Source organism: Bernardetia aquimarina (genome assembly GCF_042180575.1).
In the GTDB taxonomy this organism is placed as follows: domain Bacteria; phylum Bacteroidota; class Bacteroidia; order Cytophagales; family Bernardetiaceae; genus Bernardetia.
Window position 1 is genome coordinate 3,619,126 of sequence record NZ_CP170094.1, and the last position, 15,988, is coordinate 3,635,113.

The 15,988-nt window shown below is 30.9% G+C and carries 20 protein-coding genes; 11 read left to right on the forward strand and 9 right to left on the reverse strand.

Features of this window, described 5'->3' with window-relative positions:
• Positions 1 to 32: 32 nt before the first annotated feature.
• The 3 genes from ACE193_RS15605 to ACE193_RS15615 form a co-directional block, all read right to left on the reverse strand.
• Entirely contained in the window at positions 33 to 2,882 is a 2,850-nt protein-coding gene (locus ACE193_RS15605) for an OmpA family protein (protein WP_375559152.1), read from the reverse strand.
• A gap of 81 nt (positions 2,883 to 2,963) precedes the next feature.
• Complete coding sequence (locus ACE193_RS15610; RefSeq protein WP_375559153.1) at positions 2,964 to 3,422, reverse strand: SH3 domain-containing protein; 459 nt, start codon at positions 3,420 to 3,422, stop codon at positions 2,964 to 2,966.
• A gap of 203 nt (positions 3,423 to 3,625) precedes the next feature.
• Complete coding sequence (locus ACE193_RS15615; protein ID WP_375559154.1) at positions 3,626 to 4,186, reverse strand: Uma2 family endonuclease; 561 nt, start codon at positions 4,184 to 4,186, stop codon at positions 3,626 to 3,628.
• Between the two features lie 154 nt (positions 4,187 to 4,340).
• Between ACE193_RS15615 and rpsF the strand changes: the two genes are divergently transcribed.
• The 10 genes from rpsF to ACE193_RS15665 all read left to right on the forward strand — a co-directional run bounded on the left by rpsF (position 4,341) and on the right by ACE193_RS15665 (position 10,310).
• On the forward strand, positions 4,341 to 4,715 hold the full coding sequence (gene rpsF / locus ACE193_RS15620) for a 30S ribosomal protein S6 (protein ID WP_375559155.1): 375 nt from the start codon (positions 4,341 to 4,343) through the stop codon (positions 4,713 to 4,715).
• A 60-nt stretch (positions 4,716 to 4,775) separates the two neighbouring features.
• Positions 4,776 to 5,033, forward strand: coding sequence for a 30S ribosomal protein S18 (gene rpsR, locus ACE193_RS15625; protein ID WP_338760526.1), 258 nt, complete (start codon positions 4,776 to 4,778; stop codon positions 5,031 to 5,033).
• A gap of 60 nt (positions 5,034 to 5,093) precedes the next feature.
• Entirely contained in the window at positions 5,094 to 5,537 is a 444-nt protein-coding gene (gene rplI, locus ACE193_RS15630; protein ID WP_375559156.1) for a 50S ribosomal protein L9, read from the forward strand.
• A gap of 147 nt (positions 5,538 to 5,684) precedes the next feature.
• Positions 5,685 to 6,524, forward strand: coding sequence for a hypothetical protein (locus ACE193_RS15635; RefSeq protein WP_375559157.1), 840 nt, complete (start codon positions 5,685 to 5,687; stop codon positions 6,522 to 6,524).
• A gap of 50 nt (positions 6,525 to 6,574) precedes the next feature.
• Positions 6,575 to 7,117 carry a transposase family protein gene (locus ACE193_RS15640; RefSeq protein WP_375558620.1) on the forward strand — a complete coding sequence of 181 codons (543 nt, stop codon included), beginning with the start codon at positions 6,575 to 6,577 and terminating at the stop codon, positions 7,115 to 7,117.
• Positions 7,071 to 7,511 carry a transposase family protein gene (locus ACE193_RS15645; protein ID WP_375558619.1) on the forward strand — a complete coding sequence of 147 codons (441 nt, stop codon included), beginning with the start codon at positions 7,071 to 7,073 and terminating at the stop codon, positions 7,509 to 7,511. Before ACE193_RS15640 ends, ACE193_RS15645 begins: the two co-directional genes overlap by 47 nt.
• Before the next feature lie 97 nt (positions 7,512 to 7,608).
• On the forward strand, positions 7,609 to 7,890 hold the full coding sequence (locus ACE193_RS15650; protein WP_375559158.1) for a hypothetical protein: 282 nt from the start codon (positions 7,609 to 7,611) through the stop codon (positions 7,888 to 7,890).
• A gap of 60 nt (positions 7,891 to 7,950) precedes the next feature.
• Positions 7,951 to 9,039 carry a bifunctional diaminohydroxyphosphoribosylaminopyrimidine deaminase/5-amino-6-(5-phosphoribosylamino)uracil reductase RibD gene (gene ribD, locus ACE193_RS15655; RefSeq protein ID WP_375559159.1) on the forward strand — a complete coding sequence of 363 codons (1,089 nt, stop codon included), beginning with the start codon at positions 7,951 to 7,953 and terminating at the stop codon, positions 9,037 to 9,039.
• Positions 9,040 to 9,084: 45 nt separating this feature from the next.
• Entirely contained in the window at positions 9,085 to 9,621 is a 537-nt protein-coding gene (gene dcd / locus ACE193_RS15660) for a dCTP deaminase (protein ID WP_375559160.1), read from the forward strand.
• Between the two features lie 167 nt (positions 9,622 to 9,788).
• On the forward strand, positions 9,789 to 10,310 hold the full coding sequence (locus ACE193_RS15665; RefSeq protein ID WP_375559161.1) for a hypothetical protein: 522 nt from the start codon (positions 9,789 to 9,791) through the stop codon (positions 10,308 to 10,310).
• Positions 10,311 to 10,399: 89 nt separating this feature from the next.
• Here ACE193_RS15665 and ACE193_RS15670 read toward each other — a convergent pair whose 3' ends face one another.
• The 3 genes from ACE193_RS15670 to ACE193_RS15680 form a co-directional block, all read right to left on the reverse strand.
• Positions 10,400 to 10,810, reverse strand: coding sequence for a hypothetical protein (locus ACE193_RS15670; RefSeq protein WP_375559162.1), 411 nt, complete (start codon positions 10,808 to 10,810; stop codon positions 10,400 to 10,402).
• Between the two features lie 131 nt (positions 10,811 to 10,941).
• The gene (locus ACE193_RS15675) at positions 10,942 to 12,279 is read right to left on the reverse strand and encodes a tetratricopeptide repeat protein (RefSeq protein ID WP_375559163.1); all 1,338 of its coding nucleotides are present in this window, start codon (positions 12,277 to 12,279) and stop codon (positions 10,942 to 10,944) included.
• A gap of 385 nt (positions 12,280 to 12,664) precedes the next feature.
• Complete coding sequence (locus tag ACE193_RS15680; protein ID WP_375559164.1) at positions 12,665 to 13,324, reverse strand: hypothetical protein; 660 nt, start codon at positions 13,322 to 13,324, stop codon at positions 12,665 to 12,667.
• 154 nt (positions 13,325 to 13,478) lie between these two features.
• Between ACE193_RS15680 and ACE193_RS15685 the strand changes: the two genes are divergently transcribed.
• Positions 13,479 to 14,627 carry a DUF1573 domain-containing protein gene (locus tag ACE193_RS15685; RefSeq protein ID WP_375559165.1) on the forward strand — a complete coding sequence of 383 codons (1,149 nt, stop codon included), beginning with the start codon at positions 13,479 to 13,481 and terminating at the stop codon, positions 14,625 to 14,627.
• A 6-nt stretch (positions 14,628 to 14,633) separates the two neighbouring features.
• Here the strand turns inward: ACE193_RS15685 and ACE193_RS15690 are convergent, their stop codons facing one another.
• From ACE193_RS15690 to ACE193_RS15700, 3 genes are all read right to left on the reverse strand, one after another.
• Positions 14,634 to 15,215: an NUDIX hydrolase gene (locus ACE193_RS15690; RefSeq protein ID WP_375559166.1), complete on the reverse strand. Its 582-nt coding sequence runs from the start codon at positions 15,213 to 15,215 to the stop codon at positions 14,634 to 14,636.
• 45 nt (positions 15,216 to 15,260) lie between these two features.
• Positions 15,261 to 15,722 carry an SsrA-binding protein SmpB gene (gene smpB, locus ACE193_RS15695; protein ID WP_375559167.1) on the reverse strand — a complete coding sequence of 154 codons (462 nt, stop codon included), beginning with the start codon at positions 15,720 to 15,722 and terminating at the stop codon, positions 15,261 to 15,263.
• Between the two features lie 118 nt (positions 15,723 to 15,840).
• Positions 15,841 to 15,981, reverse strand: coding sequence for a DUF2256 domain-containing protein (locus tag ACE193_RS15700; RefSeq protein WP_375559168.1), 141 nt, complete (start codon positions 15,979 to 15,981; stop codon positions 15,841 to 15,843).
• Positions 15,982 to 15,988 lie beyond the last annotated feature (7 nt).

The following is a 15,988-nucleotide window of genomic DNA, read 5'->3' on the forward strand; positions in this document are numbered from 1 at the left end:
CAAACCTATAAGGTTTTTGAAACCTTATAGGTTTAAATAGTTGACAATCTAAATTCAACTCTTCTATTTTTTGATCTTCCTTCTTCATTAAAATTATCTGCAATCTGTTTTTGAGAACCAAAACCTTCATAACTCACTCTGCTTTTATCAATTCCTAAAGAAATAAGTTGTTCAGAAACAGCTTTTGCTCTGTCTTTTGAGAGTTGTAGATTATAATCTGCTTTTCCTGTATTATCAGTATGTCCTTCAATATTTACTTTTAGCATTGGGTTTTCTTTCAAAATTTCAAAAAGACGTTTTATTTCTGGTAATGAAGCTTCTTGAAGTGCATAACTATCAAAATCAAAAAACAGATTATTTAGTCTAACTGTTTTTTGATTGTTTATGAGTTCGGATATTTCATAAACTTCTAGGTTTTGATTGGTATTTATAATTGTTGGATTGCCTTTCATTCCTGTTTTACTTTTTCCATTATTTTCTCCATTATTTCCTTGACTTGCATTTCCATTCTGATTGATAGAAATGTTTTGAGAAGTAGAAAACGTGCCTTCTTGTTTTGCATACATTCCTATTTTTGAAGAAGTAGAATTTGAGGAATTTGAGTTAGAAATTAAATTACTTGAAATTTGAATTTGAAACGAACCATCTTTTGCATTACTTTTTGTTGAAGAAATAATTTTTCCTGTTGTCAAATCTTCTATAAAAATTTGTGTCTGAATTCCTTTTCCATCTTTATCAACAATTTTTCCTGTGATGATTGTAGGAGGTAAAACTGGATCTGGACGAAAACGCTCAGGCACTTCAAAACGATAAATGTCATAATTGGTCTTGTAAGAATTATTTTGATTCTGTTGATTATTTGTTTCTGTGTTTTTCAAAACAATAAAAGCAAACTCTCCAGAAGTTCCCATATAAAAACCATCTAAAAATGGTGTATTGATAGATTTTCCTAGGTTTACAGGTTCAGACCACTCTGTCCAAGAATTCGGATTTAAGCGTTTTGACATAAAAATATCGCCACTTCCAAGTCCATAATGTCCGTCCGAAACAAAATAAAGCGTCTTCATATCTGGATGTAAAAATGGCTGCGTTTCGGCAAAAGGAGTATTTATGATTTCGCCCAAATTTATAGGCTTATTCCATTCTCCAGTTTCTTGATTTTTTTCACTTACAAAAATATCAATATTAAATTCTTCTCTTCCATGGAAATACAAACGGTCTTTAGGAGCTTTGGGTAAATGATTTCCTACTACACCCTCTCTATCCGATGAAAAAACAACAGCATTTCCATCAACTGAAAAACTCAAACCTGCTTCATAATTTGGTGTATTGACAGGAAAGGGAAAGGCTTTTATACGTCCCCAAGTCGGATTATTTGTATTATTTTTATCAGAACCGTCTTTTATATTTCGCTCTGCAAAAAACAAATCTCCGTTTCCTAGTTTGTTATTTTGTTGTCGTAACTCAATTTTATAGGCATCAAGACTTCCATAATTTCCAAACAAAACAAGCGTATTTCCATCAAAACTGACACTTTGAGGAACTTCATGTGTATTTGTGTTTACGCCATTGGGCAAACGAATTGCTTTTGTATATTTTCCATTTTCAAACATTGAATAATAAACATCTTGACCTGTTCCCAAATCCATTCTACAAAAATAAAGTCCTTCATTTCCGTAAGCATCTAAAAACGGAACTGGCGCAGTTTCATAACCTTCTGTATTAATATTCTGTCCTAAATTCTTTAGGTTTAGATTATCTTCTTTTGCATTTAGAAGCGCAATTATTTTATCAAAATCATCTTTCTTTCCAAAATCCTTATTTGTAAAAAGTGGCTTAAATTTCTGATAAACTGCACTTGCTTCACTCCATTTTTTATCTAAAATAAACGAACTAGCCAATTTTTGAACAGCAACAAAAGCTAATTGATGAGGCGCAAACTCTTTTATAAAACCTTCATACAAATCACAATTAATACACTTGTCTTTTTCATAAATTACTCCTTTATAATGAAGATTGAGCTTACAAAAAAGCTGCAAAACGGTCATGTTTTTTGTCTTGGCAAAGGCTTCTAATTTTTTGTATTCTTCTTTGTTTTTATAACCATATTCAGGAAAATTCCAATCTGCACCGTAAAACTCTGGAATAATATTTCTTAGTTCGTCTTCTGTGTAATCTTCTAAAATACAATCACAATATTTTTCATATAAATAGCCATTTCCTGTTCCTCTAGCACGTAAATCTGGAATGGTAATAAACTCTTTCAAAAGACTTCGACGAGCATTTTTGATTCCGTTGTATGGACGAGTTTTTTGATAGGTTTCCAAAAAGTCAGTTGCTTGCAAGACCAAAATATGGCGCAAAGCCTGTGTCGTATCTGCATTTTCTGGGCGATTGTAAGGTGGCGTAAGTGGCAAACGCTGAAAAGGAACATAATAAAAAGCATCTACAATAAGATTTGAAGCAGCCGTTGCAATGCCTTCTTTGAGATTAAAAACATCTTTAAAATTGCCTATTCCTTCCGAAATGAGTTTGTTTTTGTCTGATTCTGACAGATTTCTATAATTTTCTAAGGCTTGAGAAGCCAAATTATAAGCGTATTTTAGAGTATCGTGTTGAGATTGAAAGTTTTTGAAACGCAAATCTTCGGTTTTGGTTTCGACGACTTTATTTGAGTTGTGAAGTAAAAGCGTAGCATACGCACGATTATAAAGCAAAGCTGTATTTTGAGGTTCTTTTATTAATAATTCATCAAAAATAGAAATTGCCTTTGGGTAATTTTTGGATTGAAGATTTTGTAATCCTTCTTTTAGCGTATTTTGAGAAAATACGAGAGGTTGGAAAAATAAGCAGAAAGAAAATACAAGTAAAAAAAAACGCATATAGATTTTGTGTTTTAGATGATTCTGTTTTGTAGAACACTATGATAAATTACTCAAAATTAATGCTAGTTGTTTAGAAATTTACTCAGATAAATACTCACTAACAGCCCAACCTTTTTGACTCTTATATTCTATTTGATACCATTCAAAATTTAGACTATCTTTTTTCTGCATACCTTTTACTTTTTCTTTGTAAGGTATAGTTTCTATAATTGTGCTATCATCTAGGCTTATTGAACTTCTTAAATGTAGTCCCTTCTTTGCTGTTACAGTTAATTCAAATTCTTCTTTTGAATTATTGCCACTCTCCATGATAGTAGAAATAAAAAATACTATTACCCCTGCGCCAAGTATTGCTAAAGCATGTAGCCACATACGAAACATATTTGACATTCTATTACTAAATTTTTCTGGACGAACATTGTTTTTATATCCTGTTTTATATCTCCTATCTCTTTTACTTCCTGATAATAGTGTAAAAAATGAAAGCAGAAAAACTAAGAACGAACAAATAAATAAACCATATGCTACATATTCCATGCTATTAAATTTAAGTTAATGTTTATAATTTAAATATAATAAAATTTGATTTAAACTTCCCCACTCTGACGTAAGGTTCTACCTTGTGTCTATCGTTTCTGCAAGCATATGCTTGCGAAGTTACAAGTACAAGATAGAATCTTGCACTAGAAAAAACTAAAACTCTACTTTTCTGTAAATATAAGTAAATGGAATTTTTAAGTCTAAAGTAGGAAAATATAGCTTTTTTCTATTCCTGTGATGGTTTCGATTTGCCATAAGGATTTATTGGGGTCTTGTTTTTCTAGCTTCATTCTTCTATATATTTCTAGTTGTGGCTTGTCCTGTAAAATCAAAACATAATATTCTAAACTAGGAATTTGTTTGTACAAACTAAACTTATCTTCTCTATCTAATTCTTCTGTTGATTTTGATAAAACTTCAATGATAATTATTGGATTTGTAATGCCATGATTTTTGTGTTCTGATTCTTCTACTTCTCCACAAACGACCATTGCATCAGGATATAAATACTTTTTTTTATCTTGAAAAGCTAGTTTTGTATCGCTATTGAAAACTTCACAGCTGCCTCCTTTTTCATCTAATAATGACCAAAACTTTCCAAATATATTTCCACTAATCCTTGAATGATTGATTGTTCCTCCAGCCATAGCAATAACAAAACCATCGTGATATTCATATTTTTGGTCATTTTCTCTCTCTAAATTGATATATTCTTGAAAAGTTAGTTTTTGTGGTTTTTGGTCTTCTTTTGGTAATCCCATTATTTTATAAGTTTTAGTTGTTTCCTTTTAACTAAAGATACGAAATTATTGAGTTTTATGTTGAAGAAAAATAATCTGCGTATTCTCTTTGCAAATAAAAAAATAAAGTCTTACCTTTGCACTTCATTTTTTTTACACTATTAACTGATTTGGTATGAGAAATTACGAAGTAACATTTATTCTCACGCCCGTATTGTCCGAGAGTCAGTTGGAAGAAATTAGCGATAAGTTCTACAACTACTTGACAAATAACGGTGCTAACATTTACAATCGTGAGAACTGGGGTTTGAAAAAACTCGCTTATCCGATGCAAAAGAAACATAGTGGACATTATCACTACTTTGAATTCGAAGCTGATCCACAACTTTTAAAAGGTTTGGAAACAGAATTTCGTCGTGAAGAACGTGTAATGCGCCATTTAGTGGTAGCTCTTGACAAGCATTCTATGCTTTTTAATGAGCGTCGTCGTAATGGAGAGTTTAATAAAAAGAAAGAAACTCCTAAAGAAGAAGAAGGTAAAAAGAAATAATTTTTCTATCGCTTTCTCAAACTAATTTCCTTTTTTTTACAAAAAAACTATTCATAGATTATGCCTTTAATCAACGAACCAATCCACAGCTCAAGACAAGAGCGTCGCAAAAAATATTGTCGTTTCAAAAAATCAGGTATCAAGTATGTTGATTACAAAGATGCTGAGTTTTTGAAAAAATTCTTAAACGACCAAGGTAAAGTATTACCTCGTCGTATTACAGGTAACAGTCTCAAATTCCAACGTAAAGTAGCGCAAGCTGTTAAGCGTGCTAGACACTTAGGTCTATTGGCATTTGTTGATGACAACGGAAAATAAGCCTGCCTTCTTTCCTATTTTATTTATTCATTCCCAAAACCTATAATTCAAAAATAGACTATGGATATTATCTTAAAACAAGGCGTTAAAGGCTTAGGAGATAAAAACGATATCGTAACTGTAAAACCGGGTTATGCTCGTAATTATCTTATTCCACAAGGACTTGCAATGGTAGCATCAGCTTCTAACCGTAAATCGGTAGCCGAAACACAACGCCAGCAAGCTCGTAAGCTCGCCAAACATAAAGAAGATGCTCAAGAATTGGGCAGCCAATTAGAAGCCGTAACTTTAGAAATTCGTACTAAAGCAGGTGAATCTGGCAAAATCTTCGGTGCAGTTACTCCTATTCAGCTTGCAGAAGCTCTTAAAGAAAAAGGTTTTGAAGTTGATCGTAGAAATATCACGATGCCAAACGACCTCAAAATGCTTGGAGAATATACAATCTCTGTTTATCTTCACAAAGAAGTACAACCAGAAATTAAATTAAACGTAATCGAAGAATAATCTATTCTCTTTTGCTTTAAAAAAAATAAAAAAGTCTCTTCATTCACAAAGAATAAAGAGACTTTTTTGTGTTTAAAAAGGAATTGTTTTTTCTATTTTTACTGTAAAAAAACTTTTCATAAGTATCAGTATTTTATTTATCAAAAAATGAAACATCTAGCTTTCTTACTTCTCTTGCTGACTCTATTTGTTTCTTGTAAAAACAAAACAAATTCTGTTTCGGCACAAAAACCAGTAAATCCAACAAAATGGCTTTCTCAAATCAAAAATGAAAAAGCCAAAAAACGAACTATTGATGTTCTTGAAAAAATATATATTTCTATGGCTTATTCTGTTGCTGAAAAGGATAGTTTGTCAGAAATGCAAGTGAAATTGGCTAATTGTGAAGTAGATATTAAAATGTTTAATGGCTGGAAAGCAGAAACTTATCGTGATATAAGTGAGGGAAGAAGTAGAACATATCATTTACTTTCATTTTATAGAAAAGATACGGCTGTTTTTAAAGCAGCTTTAAATGTAATTGTAGATACAAGTTTTTTATATATAGGCGAAAAATCTTATCCTAGTTATTACTATAAAGGAAGACATAATAATCCTGAAAAACTTTCTACAATTACACCTTCAAAAGAATTGCTAGATAAGGAACAAGAAATTATATCATTATTAGATTCTAGTAGAAATATAAAATTAGATGATTCTGATGAAAAAGAAAAACAACAGGAAAAAATTAGAAAATTAGCTTCTGAAAAATTATTTCAGCTTCTTAAAGAGCCTATTGCTTATGATTATGTTCTTCCAAAATTAGATAGAAAACTCCATATTTTATATTCTCCAAATAAACGATTTAGAATATTCTATTTTCCAATGTATGACTTAAGTGAAGGAGGAGATAATATTGATGTATATATTCAATATCGTGAATCTGAAAATAGTAAATTGATTGTTGATAAAATAGAATGTAGAGAAGTAAACGAACATAATTATTAGACTTTAAAACGTAAATTTTATTATATTAGCGGTCATTTTATCCTTACTTTATGATTGATTTACCTAACTTACGTAAAAAAGAAAAGCCTTTTATGGCTCTTACTAGCTTGACTATCAAAGAGTTTGATGAGTTATTAGCTACTTTTTCTCCACTTTGGGAAAAACATTATATGTATTATGACCTCAAAGGAAAGGCTAGAAATAAGCCCACCTTCCGAGAACACGCAAAAATACAACTAAAAGGTAGTGAAATGAAACTTTTTTTTATCCTTTACTACTTGAAAAACAACCCTTTACAGGAATCTTTAGCTCTTACTTTTGATGTTTCTCAAGGAAAAGTTAATCAATGGATTAACAGCCTTCTTCCCATTTTAAAAGAAAGTTTAAGAAAAATTAATGTATTGCCTGCAAGAAATGAATCGGAATGGACAATAAAACTTGCAGATCGTGTTGAAGAAGCAGGTAAAGCCTTAGAGTTATGGGTAGATGGAAGCGAACGTGAAATTCCTCGTCCCTCCGATTACAAAGCTCAAAAAGAAGTATATAGTGGAAAAAAAAAAGCACACTATAAAAAATACTTTAGTTACAGATAAACATCAAGAGGTAGTTTTTTTAGGAGATACAGAAACAGGAAAAGTACACGATAAACGTTTATTAGAAGAAGATGATATTACCTTTCCTGAGGGAACTATTCTTCATCAAGATACTGGTTATCAAGGTCATAGACCTAAAGGTGTCCTTATTGAGCAACCCAAAAAAAAGCCTAGAGGAAAAGAATTATCGGAGCAGGACAAGGCTGAAAATAGTAAAAAGTCTAGTCGTAGAGTACGTGCAGAACACAGCATAGCAGGAGTAAAAAGACTTAGAATTGTCTTAGATGAAATCCGATTGTGGGGAGAAGAGGTAAGAGACCAAGTCATGGAAATTGCGTGTGGTATTCATAATTTAAGGGTAAAGACAAGAATAACCTATCAAAAATTATCGTAATAAAGTCTATTGTAATCCAGTATTTCCTAAACAGGTTTTTCAAGTAGAAAAAAATGGAAACCCAGTTTTTATTATTTTACATGAGCGTAATGGTGAAATGGGAGGAGAAAGATATGGCATTCTTCAAGCGATTGAAATAAAAGATAATAAAGCCATTCCTTGTAAAGATTGTATAGAAGGAGAAGAACTAAAAGTTTATCATAGAGATACAAAGATGGGTTCTTTTCCTATTTTTGATGAGAAAAAACAACGTTTGTATCTTATTTCTTATCCATTAGTACCACCAAATAATAGTATAAACATTAGAAAAAAATACGTTTTGCAATGGAATGGACAACAACTCGTTTCTATTCCATTAAAATTATATTGTGAAGAATAAAAAAATAATTTTTGTTATTTGTAGGTCAAAGGCTTGCCTTTGACTATTATATTTTGAAAAATGAACGAAGAACTATACATGCAACGTGCCTTACAACTTGCCGAAAAAGGCAAAGGTTCTGTAAGTCCAAATCCGTTGGTCGGTTGTGTAATTGTAGCCAAAAACCGAATTATTGGAGAAGGCTATCATCAAAAATATGGAGAAGCACATGCAGAAGTAAATGCGCTTAATAGCATTTCAGAAGAAGACAAATATTTACTCAAAGAAGCGACTGTTTATGTTACTTTAGAACCTTGTAGTCATTTTGGAAAAACGCCTCCTTGTGCTGATGCACTCATTAAAGCAAAAGTCAAAAAAGTAGTTGTTGCCACACTTGACCCAAATCCGTTAGTTGCTCAAAATGATGCAGGAAGAGGAATCCAAAAACTAAAAAATTCAGGAATTGAAGTTGTGGTAGGAATCTGTGAGCAGGAAGCAAAGTATCAAAATAGACGTTTTATGACTGCTTTTCTGAAAAAATGTCCGTATATTATTTTGAAGTGGGCGCAAACGGCAGATGGATTTATTGCACGAAAAGATGGTACTTCAAAATGGATTAGCAATGCTGTTTCTAGAAAATTGGTGCATAAATGGAGAAGCGAAGAAGATGGAATTCTGGTAGGGAAAAATACCGTTTTGCAAGACAATCCAAAGTTAAATGTAAGAGAATGGACAGGCAAAAATCCGACACGAATTATCTTAGCAGGAAATGGTTTTGATGAGTTGAACTCTAGCTTTTCGGTTTTTGATGATTCGCAGCCTACAATTTTTTATGCTTATTCTGATAATGATAAGTTTGATAACTCAAAAAAGACTACTTTTGTAAATAAATTTTTACAAACAGAACTCATAGAACTAAGTCAAGCTAATTTTTGGCAAGAGTTATTTGAAGATTTGCACCGTAAAAATATTCATTCTGTTTTTATAGAAGGAGGAAGTAATATTTTACATTCCTTGATAGAAAATGGATTTTATGATGAAATCCGTCGTTTTACAGCTCCAAATGTATTCTTTAATGAAGGATTTGAAGCTCCAAAACTTTCTATTTTGCCTATAAAAACAGAAATAATAGAAGACAATAAACTTGAAATTTTTATAAAAAACCTATAACGTTTTCAGAAACCTTATAGGTTTGGCAAAAAGCAACCTATTAAAATGATTCTTTCAGATAAAGAAATACTAACAGAAATTGAAAAAGGGACTATTTTAGTTGAGCCTTTTGATAGAGAATGTTTGGGTACAAACTCTTACGACGTACATTTGGGTAAGTTTTTGGCTACCTATCAAGACGAAATTTTAGATGCCAAGGCACATAATAAAATTACCACTTTTGAGATTCCAGAAGAAGGTTTTGTTCTTCAACCGAATACGCTTTATTTGGGAGTAACAGAAGAATATACCGAAACAATGGCTCACGTTCCTTTTTTGGAAGGAAAATCTAGCGTAGGCAGATTGGGAATTGATATTCATGCAACGGCAGGAAAAGGCGATGTCGGTTTTTGTAATGCGTGGACATTAGAAATTTCGGTTACGCAAGCTGTTCGTATTTATGCAGGAATGCCGATTGGTCAGCTTATTTACTTCAAAGTGGATGGACAAATTGAAAGACCTTACAACAAAAAGAATTCTGCTAAGTACAACGAAAGAAGTACAAAACCAGTAGAATCGATGATGTGGAAAAATAAATTTTAGTTTTTAACAACAAATCAAAGGCTTCTTGCGTTTGGTAGGAAAATTTTGAATCATTTTTTAATAAAAAATATATAATACAAACCTAGCGTTTTACCATAACTCTTTTACAATTTCTAATTAGTTTACTGTATTGAGTTTAAAGTAATTCGTAATTGAATCTAAAACCTATGCAAAACGAAGGATATTCAGCAGAAGCTATCAAAACTATTAGAGATAAAGCTCTAAAAGAAGGACGTGATTTTGTAATCAATGAAGACATTGAACGCACTTCCGAATCAGTTTGTTTTTATTTTATTGGAGAGTATAAAGGCAACGCCGTTATATTTGATGCATGTTTGTTTGCATTACGTGTTGAGTACGAAATGCAGGTTTTTGCTCTTGCAGAAGAACGTGTAGCTGATACATTTCCAGATTTTCATTTAGAATCTGAAATGGAAGATGAAGAGTCTGAGTCTATGGAGTACTTTGATGAAAAAGTAGCCGAAATTGAAGAGAATCAAGAAATACAAGTAAGTGAATACATTGATTTTGACGAAGCAGTCGAATACGGTGTAGGCTTAGATGTTTGCTTGAAAGTAAAAGAAGTAACTGATGATACAGTAGCTAAATTTATTTCTAGTTTCAACAAAGGAACTTTCAAATTAGATCCAAAAGATTATACTTTCAAATTGGAAGAGTTTGGAGAGTAAAAAAGTATAACAGACTACCTAGTCTGTTGTGTCTGTTTCTAAAATTTAAAAACCTATCACTTTAACTTAAAATGATAGGTTTTTTGATTCTAAAGAGAGTTTAATTTTTCTGATTTTTTCTCTTCAAAATCTTTCTCTAAAACGGCTGCAATTTCTTCTGCATGAGCAATAGCTTTTCCTTTACAAACTAATATTAATCGCATTCCTTCAGAATCTTGACGAAATTTATAAGAAATATCTTGAAAGGTTTCTTTTTCTAATTGAGTTCCTTTTTCAAGAAGTGCAATTAAATTTCCACTTACATCAAATCCAAACTTCATGTTTTCTTCAGATGTAGGAAGAAAATCCAAATTACCTATTGTCCTTTCATTACTAATTGCGCCTAGTTCTATTTCAAATTTAACTTTATCCTTTTCTTCTTTATCCTTATTTTTAGAGCTGCAAGAACAAATTAAAAAAACAGACAGTACTAATAGAGCAAAATGATTTGTAAAATACATAAAATAAAAATTTAGAATTAAAGAAAATATTCCTAAAATTATAATTTTAAAAGCCATTTTTTACAAAAAAATCAAATTGATTCAATTATAAAAAATGGCTTTAGGTAGATAGTAATAAGTGAAATTTATCTTTATAACTCTTCTTCGCCTTCTGTTGCTTGTTGTATCAGTTTAGTTTCATTGGTAGCTGCAATTTTGAAAGGTTGAGCTTGTACATTTGCAAATGCTCTACGTGCAATATCTAATTTTCCTCCATTGCGATAAACTAATCCTAATAAAAACATACAACGAGAATGTTCAACAGGGTCTCTCATTTGAGCAAGAGCCTTTTGAAGTGCATCGGCAGCTTCTTGGTGTTTATGAAGATGAAAAAGACTAAGTCCGTTTAGATAAAGCAAATTTTTGTTTGCTGAATTAAATGTTAAGCCATTTTTTGTTGCTTGTAGTGCATTTTCATAGTTGTTTTTAGAAAGTTCTAAGCGTGCAATTTCTTCATAAATCTGTGCGCTACGTTTCAAATCTTTTTCAAATTTTGCCGATTTATAATAAAGCTCTAGTGTTTTATCTACGTTGTCTGTAGCCTTACTATCTTGCAAGTTAGCAAGTGTAAAATAAGCACTCGCATTATTAGGGTCTATTTTTAAGGCTTTTTGTGCGTAAGCTTGAGCTTCATTAAATTGACGAACTTCTACATACGCTTCTGCCAAATACGCATAACGAGCAGGAGAAAACTCTTCAATTTTATTTTTAAAGTTTCCATACTTTGCTTTTGACCATGTTTTGAAAGCCTCTTCAAAATTATCTAAATGGTAATAAGCATAGCCCATTTGATAGTAATAGCGAGCATTTTCGCTAGGATGCAAGGTTGCTATTTTTGGCTCAACAGTTTTGATAGCCTCAACAGCCTCTCTATATTTACCTAGATAATTAGCTACTTGGGACTCTAAATAATAAAGTTCAAGATTTTCAGGAAATTCAGTTTTTGTAACTTTAATTTTTTCAAATGCTGTTGTCCAGTTTTTTTCAGCTAAGTTTTGTTTGATTACAAAAAAACGATAAAACTGTTTTTTATCCGTTTCTTTTTCGTAACGTGCTGCAATATCATAGAGTTGAGCTGCTTTTGCATTATCGTTTTGGTCTGCATAAATTTTAGCAAGTAAAGCATAAGCAGGTGAATAATTACTATTCAGACGAATAACATAACTAAGTGATTGTGCAGCCTCTTTTGGTTTTTTGAGTTGGTATTCACATTGTGCTTTTGAAAAAATGTAAAGATGATTGCGTGGCTCTCTCTGTACAGCTTTGTCGTACTCTTGTAAAGCCAAATCATAACGAGCTTGTTGTTTGTGGCGTTCGCCGTTAGCGAACCAATCTAAACCTTCGTGTTGGGCATAAACGAAGTTGGTAAAGTTAGCAAAACTAAAGACGCTACCCAAGATAATAAGTGTAAAGTAAATCGTCTTTTTCATATATTTATTGGTTTTTTATTAAAACGTTAGTAGTAGTATTTTATATAGGTGTTTGTTTGAAATTAAGGATAGTTAAAGTCTTTACTTTGTTAAACGAGAAAATGCCAACAAAAGGTTACTTAATACATACTTTTTTTAGCGAAGGAGATACTATTTTTGCCAATTATTTGATACTTCTAATAAATGTCTTTTTATTGTTTTATAAAAACTTTGAATACTTCAATTAAAGTCAATAGTTTAATGATTTAAAATCTTCACAAATGGCTTTAATTACTTGAAAAATAGAGATTTACTCTATAAAATTTGACAAAAAAAATATGCACTATTTTTAGATAGTACATACTTTTCCTTAAGGAATTTTAAATTTTTACATGAGTATTTCGTCTTATAGACTTTCTAATTCTTCTCTAATATTTTCTCTTGCTTGCTCTTCTAGCTGTTCTTTGAAAAATGAAGTTTGGTAGATGGTAGATCTGTCTAAAAAATTTTTCAAAACAAGTTTTCTTCCTCGTTTGTATAAAAAGTTTGGTACATAGCCAAATTCTTCCCTTACTTGCTCAGAATAGTTTTGATATACTGTTTTTGATTGACCTAAAATAGCCAAATCTAAATCTAAAAGTACTTGTAAATCTCTATCTGATGTTTTAGAATGATTTTTTGTAGCTTCTATATAATTCATTACTTTTCTTACTCTTTCGATAGGTAAATAGAGTGATAATTGTTCTTGAAAAAATTTTGCGCTTCTACTTTCGTTATCTTTTCGGAGTGGTACATAAATAGCATCATGAAACCAAATTGCCAATTCGATAGAAAGTGTATCATTTATTTCTTCTGGATAATTATACAAACCCTTAATCATTGCTTTTATATGCTCCCAGTTGTGATAATAACGAGTATTTTCTTTGTATTGAATGCCTAAAAGTGTAAAAATCTCTACATCTTTATCTTTAGGTAATGAAAAATTTGCTATTGTATCTAACCAACTTACTAATAAAAAATTAGCACCTTCAAAGTTGTTTTTTGTTACTTTTGTATTCGAATCCATAATTTTGCTTTGGAAGAAAACGATTTGGACTAGTTTTCTAGAATATACTTTACAAAGATAATTTCTAAGTATCTTTTTTTATTTATGTTTCTCTTCGTTCGTTTAGAAAAAATTATACTCATTTTAATAAAGACAAGTTAATAAGTAATCAGCTATGTACAAAATACAATTTGCATTAAAAAAGATATTTCTCTCTTCTCTCTTTTCTATATCTATTCTTAGTTTCATTTTTATATCTATCTCAACGATAAGTTTTGCTCAAAACTCTAGCTTAGATTTTGAGGAGACAGAGTTTGATTTTGGAAAAATAGAATTTCAAGATACACTTGTTCATCGTTTTTATTTCAATAATAGTTCTGAAGATGAAATCAAAATACTAGAAATTTCAACGGATTGTGCATGCAGTTTTTCGAACGAAAATACAGAAACAACTATAAAAAAAGATGAACGTAGTTTTGTAGAATTGGTGTTTTTGCCCTACAATTATGGCACTTTTGTTAAAGTTTTTACAGTAAAGACAGACAAAGCAGGGACACAAACTTTAATGTTAAAAGGACAGTTGCAACCTGTTTTGGACAAAGAAAGAGATTTTAAATATGCCTTAGAAAAAACACCAAAAATACGTACACGTACTAGATATTTGCATTTTGGAAATCTATTAAATAAAGTTCCGATTACGAAAAAATTTGAATTTTATAATTCAAGTAAAGAAGATTTTATTTTTACAGGAAAAATGGAACTACCAAATTATTTGCAAGTACGTTTTGATTCTACTCATATTCTGAAAGCAGGAGAAACGAGTGCTATTTACGTGATTTATGACCCTCTTCTCAAAAATGATTTTGGTTATTTAGAAGATTCTGTACTGCTTTTTGGAGAGCAAAACAAAAAAAATACAAAGCTAGAGTTCAAAGTAACAGCCAATATAGAAGAACATTTTCCTACATTGGATGCTGAGATGTTAGAAGCCTACCCCGAGTTAAAAATTGAAGATGACTATATCAACTTAGGAAGTCATTATCTCAAAAATTTAGAAGGAAAGGATTCTTTAGAAGCTACCTTTGTGTTAAAAAATGAAAGTAATATGCCTTTGAGAGTGCATAGAATAATAGAAGGATATGGTTGTAAATTGATTACAGAAAAGTCAGAATGGAATGAAATTTCACCTCACAGCAACGCCATTGTCAAAGTTGTTTTTCAATCGCCAGAAGATAAAGGAACATATATTCGTTCGCTAACTGTAATTTGTAATGACCCTAGAAAACCTATTCGAACAATGAAAATACAGGCTATTTTGAGATAAGTTAGTTCATTCTTTAGAATGAGAAACTGTATAGTTTTTCATTTTATCAACCATCCTTTTCATAGATTGGTTGATAGAAATAGTTGATTCTGCTAAGTCTTGAACTTCATTTTTAGAACACCATTTGATAGCCAAAATTTCTTTATTTTGAGGAGTTAATTTTTCATTTTCATCAACTTCTATTATCAAACGAATATCAAAATGTAAGTGTTCTGCAATTTCTCTTTTTTGAGGAATGGTATGAATATCAATATCATAAATACTAGAAGAAAGTAGTTTTAAATTTTTAAGACCACTTTCTTCTTTTATTTCTCTCAAAATAGTTTCTTCAATCGTTTGATCACTATTTTCTATATGTCCACCAATTTGTAGCCATTTATTGAGTTTTTTGTGATGAATCAAAAGTACCTTTGTATGCTCTTTATTGACTACCCAAGCCGAACCTGTAAGTTGTCCAGTTAGATTAGAACGTAAAGCAAAGTCATCATTTTGTTCTAAAAAATCAATCATTTGCTTACGAAATTCTATTTCTTCAGAAAATGAAGTTTTATAATCTTGTAGTAAATCTAAAATGGGTTGTTTGTTCATTCTAAAAAAAGTATTGGAAGTTAATTGATAACTATTTATTACTGTTTAAAAACGGTCAAGTTCTCTTTTTGCATCTTTTGCTTTCAAATCTTGGCGTTTGTCATATAGTTTTTTACCTTTTCCAAGTACAACTTCTATTTTTGCAAGCCCTCTATCATTGACATATACTTTTGTTGGAATGATTGTCAGACCGACATCTTGTGCATCGTATTGAAGTTTTTTGAGTTCTTTTCGCTTCAAAAGTAATTTTCTATCTGCTTTTTCTTCGTGGTTATGAATATTTCCTTTATCATACTGTGCAATATGTAGATTACGAAGAAATAATTCATTTCCAATAAACAAACAGAAAGCATCACTTATCGTAACTTTTCCCATTCGGATAGACTTGATTTCAGTTCCCTGTAAAACTACACCAGCTTGATAAATATCTATAAAATGATATTCGTGAGAAGCCTTACGATTTCTGATACTGACTGACTTTTGGATTTCTTTTTTCTTACCTGACATATTTTTTTTTATTTTTTAGTGAGTGTATTTATCTTAAACTTATTTTAGTTCTTATAAGTTCGAACTATTTTTTACGTACATAATTTAACAAAATTACAAATTTAAAAACAGAGTTAATTTATTTGGATCTTCGACACCTTTCACTACAGTATTTTACTTCATCCCATACTTTCTTCCATTTTTTGCGCCAAGTAAAGGGTTTTTGACAAACAATACATATTTTTTGTGGTAAATCTGATTTTTTGATGTGTTTGCTCATTCTAATT

What these genes read in the sequence shown, in the direction of transcription:
- ACE193_RS15605 (WP_375559152.1), bottom strand. Translation starts at nt 2,882, where the DNA reads ATGCGTTTTTTTTTACTTGTATTTTCTTTCTGCTTATTTTTCCAACCT.
- ACE193_RS15610 (WP_375559153.1), bottom strand. Translation starts at nt 3,422, where the DNA reads ATGGAATATGTAGCATATGGTTTATTTATTTGTTCGTTCTTAGTTTTT.
- ACE193_RS15615 (WP_375559154.1), bottom strand. Translation starts at nt 4,186, where the DNA reads ATGGGATTACCAAAAGAAGACCAAAAACCACAAAAACTAACTTTTCAA.
- rpsF (WP_375559155.1), top strand. Translation starts at nt 4,341, where the DNA reads ATGAGAAATTACGAAGTAACATTTATTCTCACGCCCGTATTGTCCGAG.
- rpsR (WP_338760526.1), top strand. Translation starts at nt 4,776, where the DNA reads ATGCCTTTAATCAACGAACCAATCCACAGCTCAAGACAAGAGCGTCGC.
- rplI (WP_375559156.1), top strand. Translation starts at nt 5,094, where the DNA reads ATGGATATTATCTTAAAACAAGGCGTTAAAGGCTTAGGAGATAAAAAC.
- ACE193_RS15635 (WP_375559157.1), top strand. Translation starts at nt 5,685, where the DNA reads ATGAAACATCTAGCTTTCTTACTTCTCTTGCTGACTCTATTTGTTTCT.
- ACE193_RS15640 (WP_375558620.1), top strand. Translation starts at nt 6,575, where the DNA reads ATGATTGATTTACCTAACTTACGTAAAAAAGAAAAGCCTTTTATGGCT.
- ACE193_RS15650 (WP_375559158.1), top strand. Translation starts at nt 7,609, where the DNA reads ATGGGAGGAGAAAGATATGGCATTCTTCAAGCGATTGAAATAAAAGAT.
- ribD (WP_375559159.1), top strand. Translation starts at nt 7,951, where the DNA reads ATGAACGAAGAACTATACATGCAACGTGCCTTACAACTTGCCGAAAAA.
- dcd (WP_375559160.1), top strand. Translation starts at nt 9,085, where the DNA reads ATGATTCTTTCAGATAAAGAAATACTAACAGAAATTGAAAAAGGGACT.
- ACE193_RS15665 (WP_375559161.1), top strand. Translation starts at nt 9,789, where the DNA reads ATGCAAAACGAAGGATATTCAGCAGAAGCTATCAAAACTATTAGAGAT.
- ACE193_RS15670 (WP_375559162.1), bottom strand. Translation starts at nt 10,810, where the DNA reads ATGTATTTTACAAATCATTTTGCTCTATTAGTACTGTCTGTTTTTTTA.
- ACE193_RS15675 (WP_375559163.1), bottom strand. Translation starts at nt 12,279, where the DNA reads ATGAAAAAGACGATTTACTTTACACTTATTATCTTGGGTAGCGTCTTT.
- ACE193_RS15680 (WP_375559164.1), bottom strand. Translation starts at nt 13,324, where the DNA reads ATGGATTCGAATACAAAAGTAACAAAAAACAACTTTGAAGGTGCTAAT.
- ACE193_RS15685 (WP_375559165.1), top strand. Translation starts at nt 13,479, where the DNA reads ATGTACAAAATACAATTTGCATTAAAAAAGATATTTCTCTCTTCTCTC.
- ACE193_RS15690 (WP_375559166.1), bottom strand. Translation starts at nt 15,215, where the DNA reads ATGAACAAACAACCCATTTTAGATTTACTACAAGATTATAAAACTTCA.
- smpB (WP_375559167.1), bottom strand. Translation starts at nt 15,722, where the DNA reads ATGTCAGGTAAGAAAAAAGAAATCCAAAAGTCAGTCAGTATCAGAAAT.
- ACE193_RS15700 (WP_375559168.1), bottom strand. Translation starts at nt 15,981, where the DNA reads ATGAGCAAACACATCAAAAAATCAGATTTACCACAAAAAATATGTATT.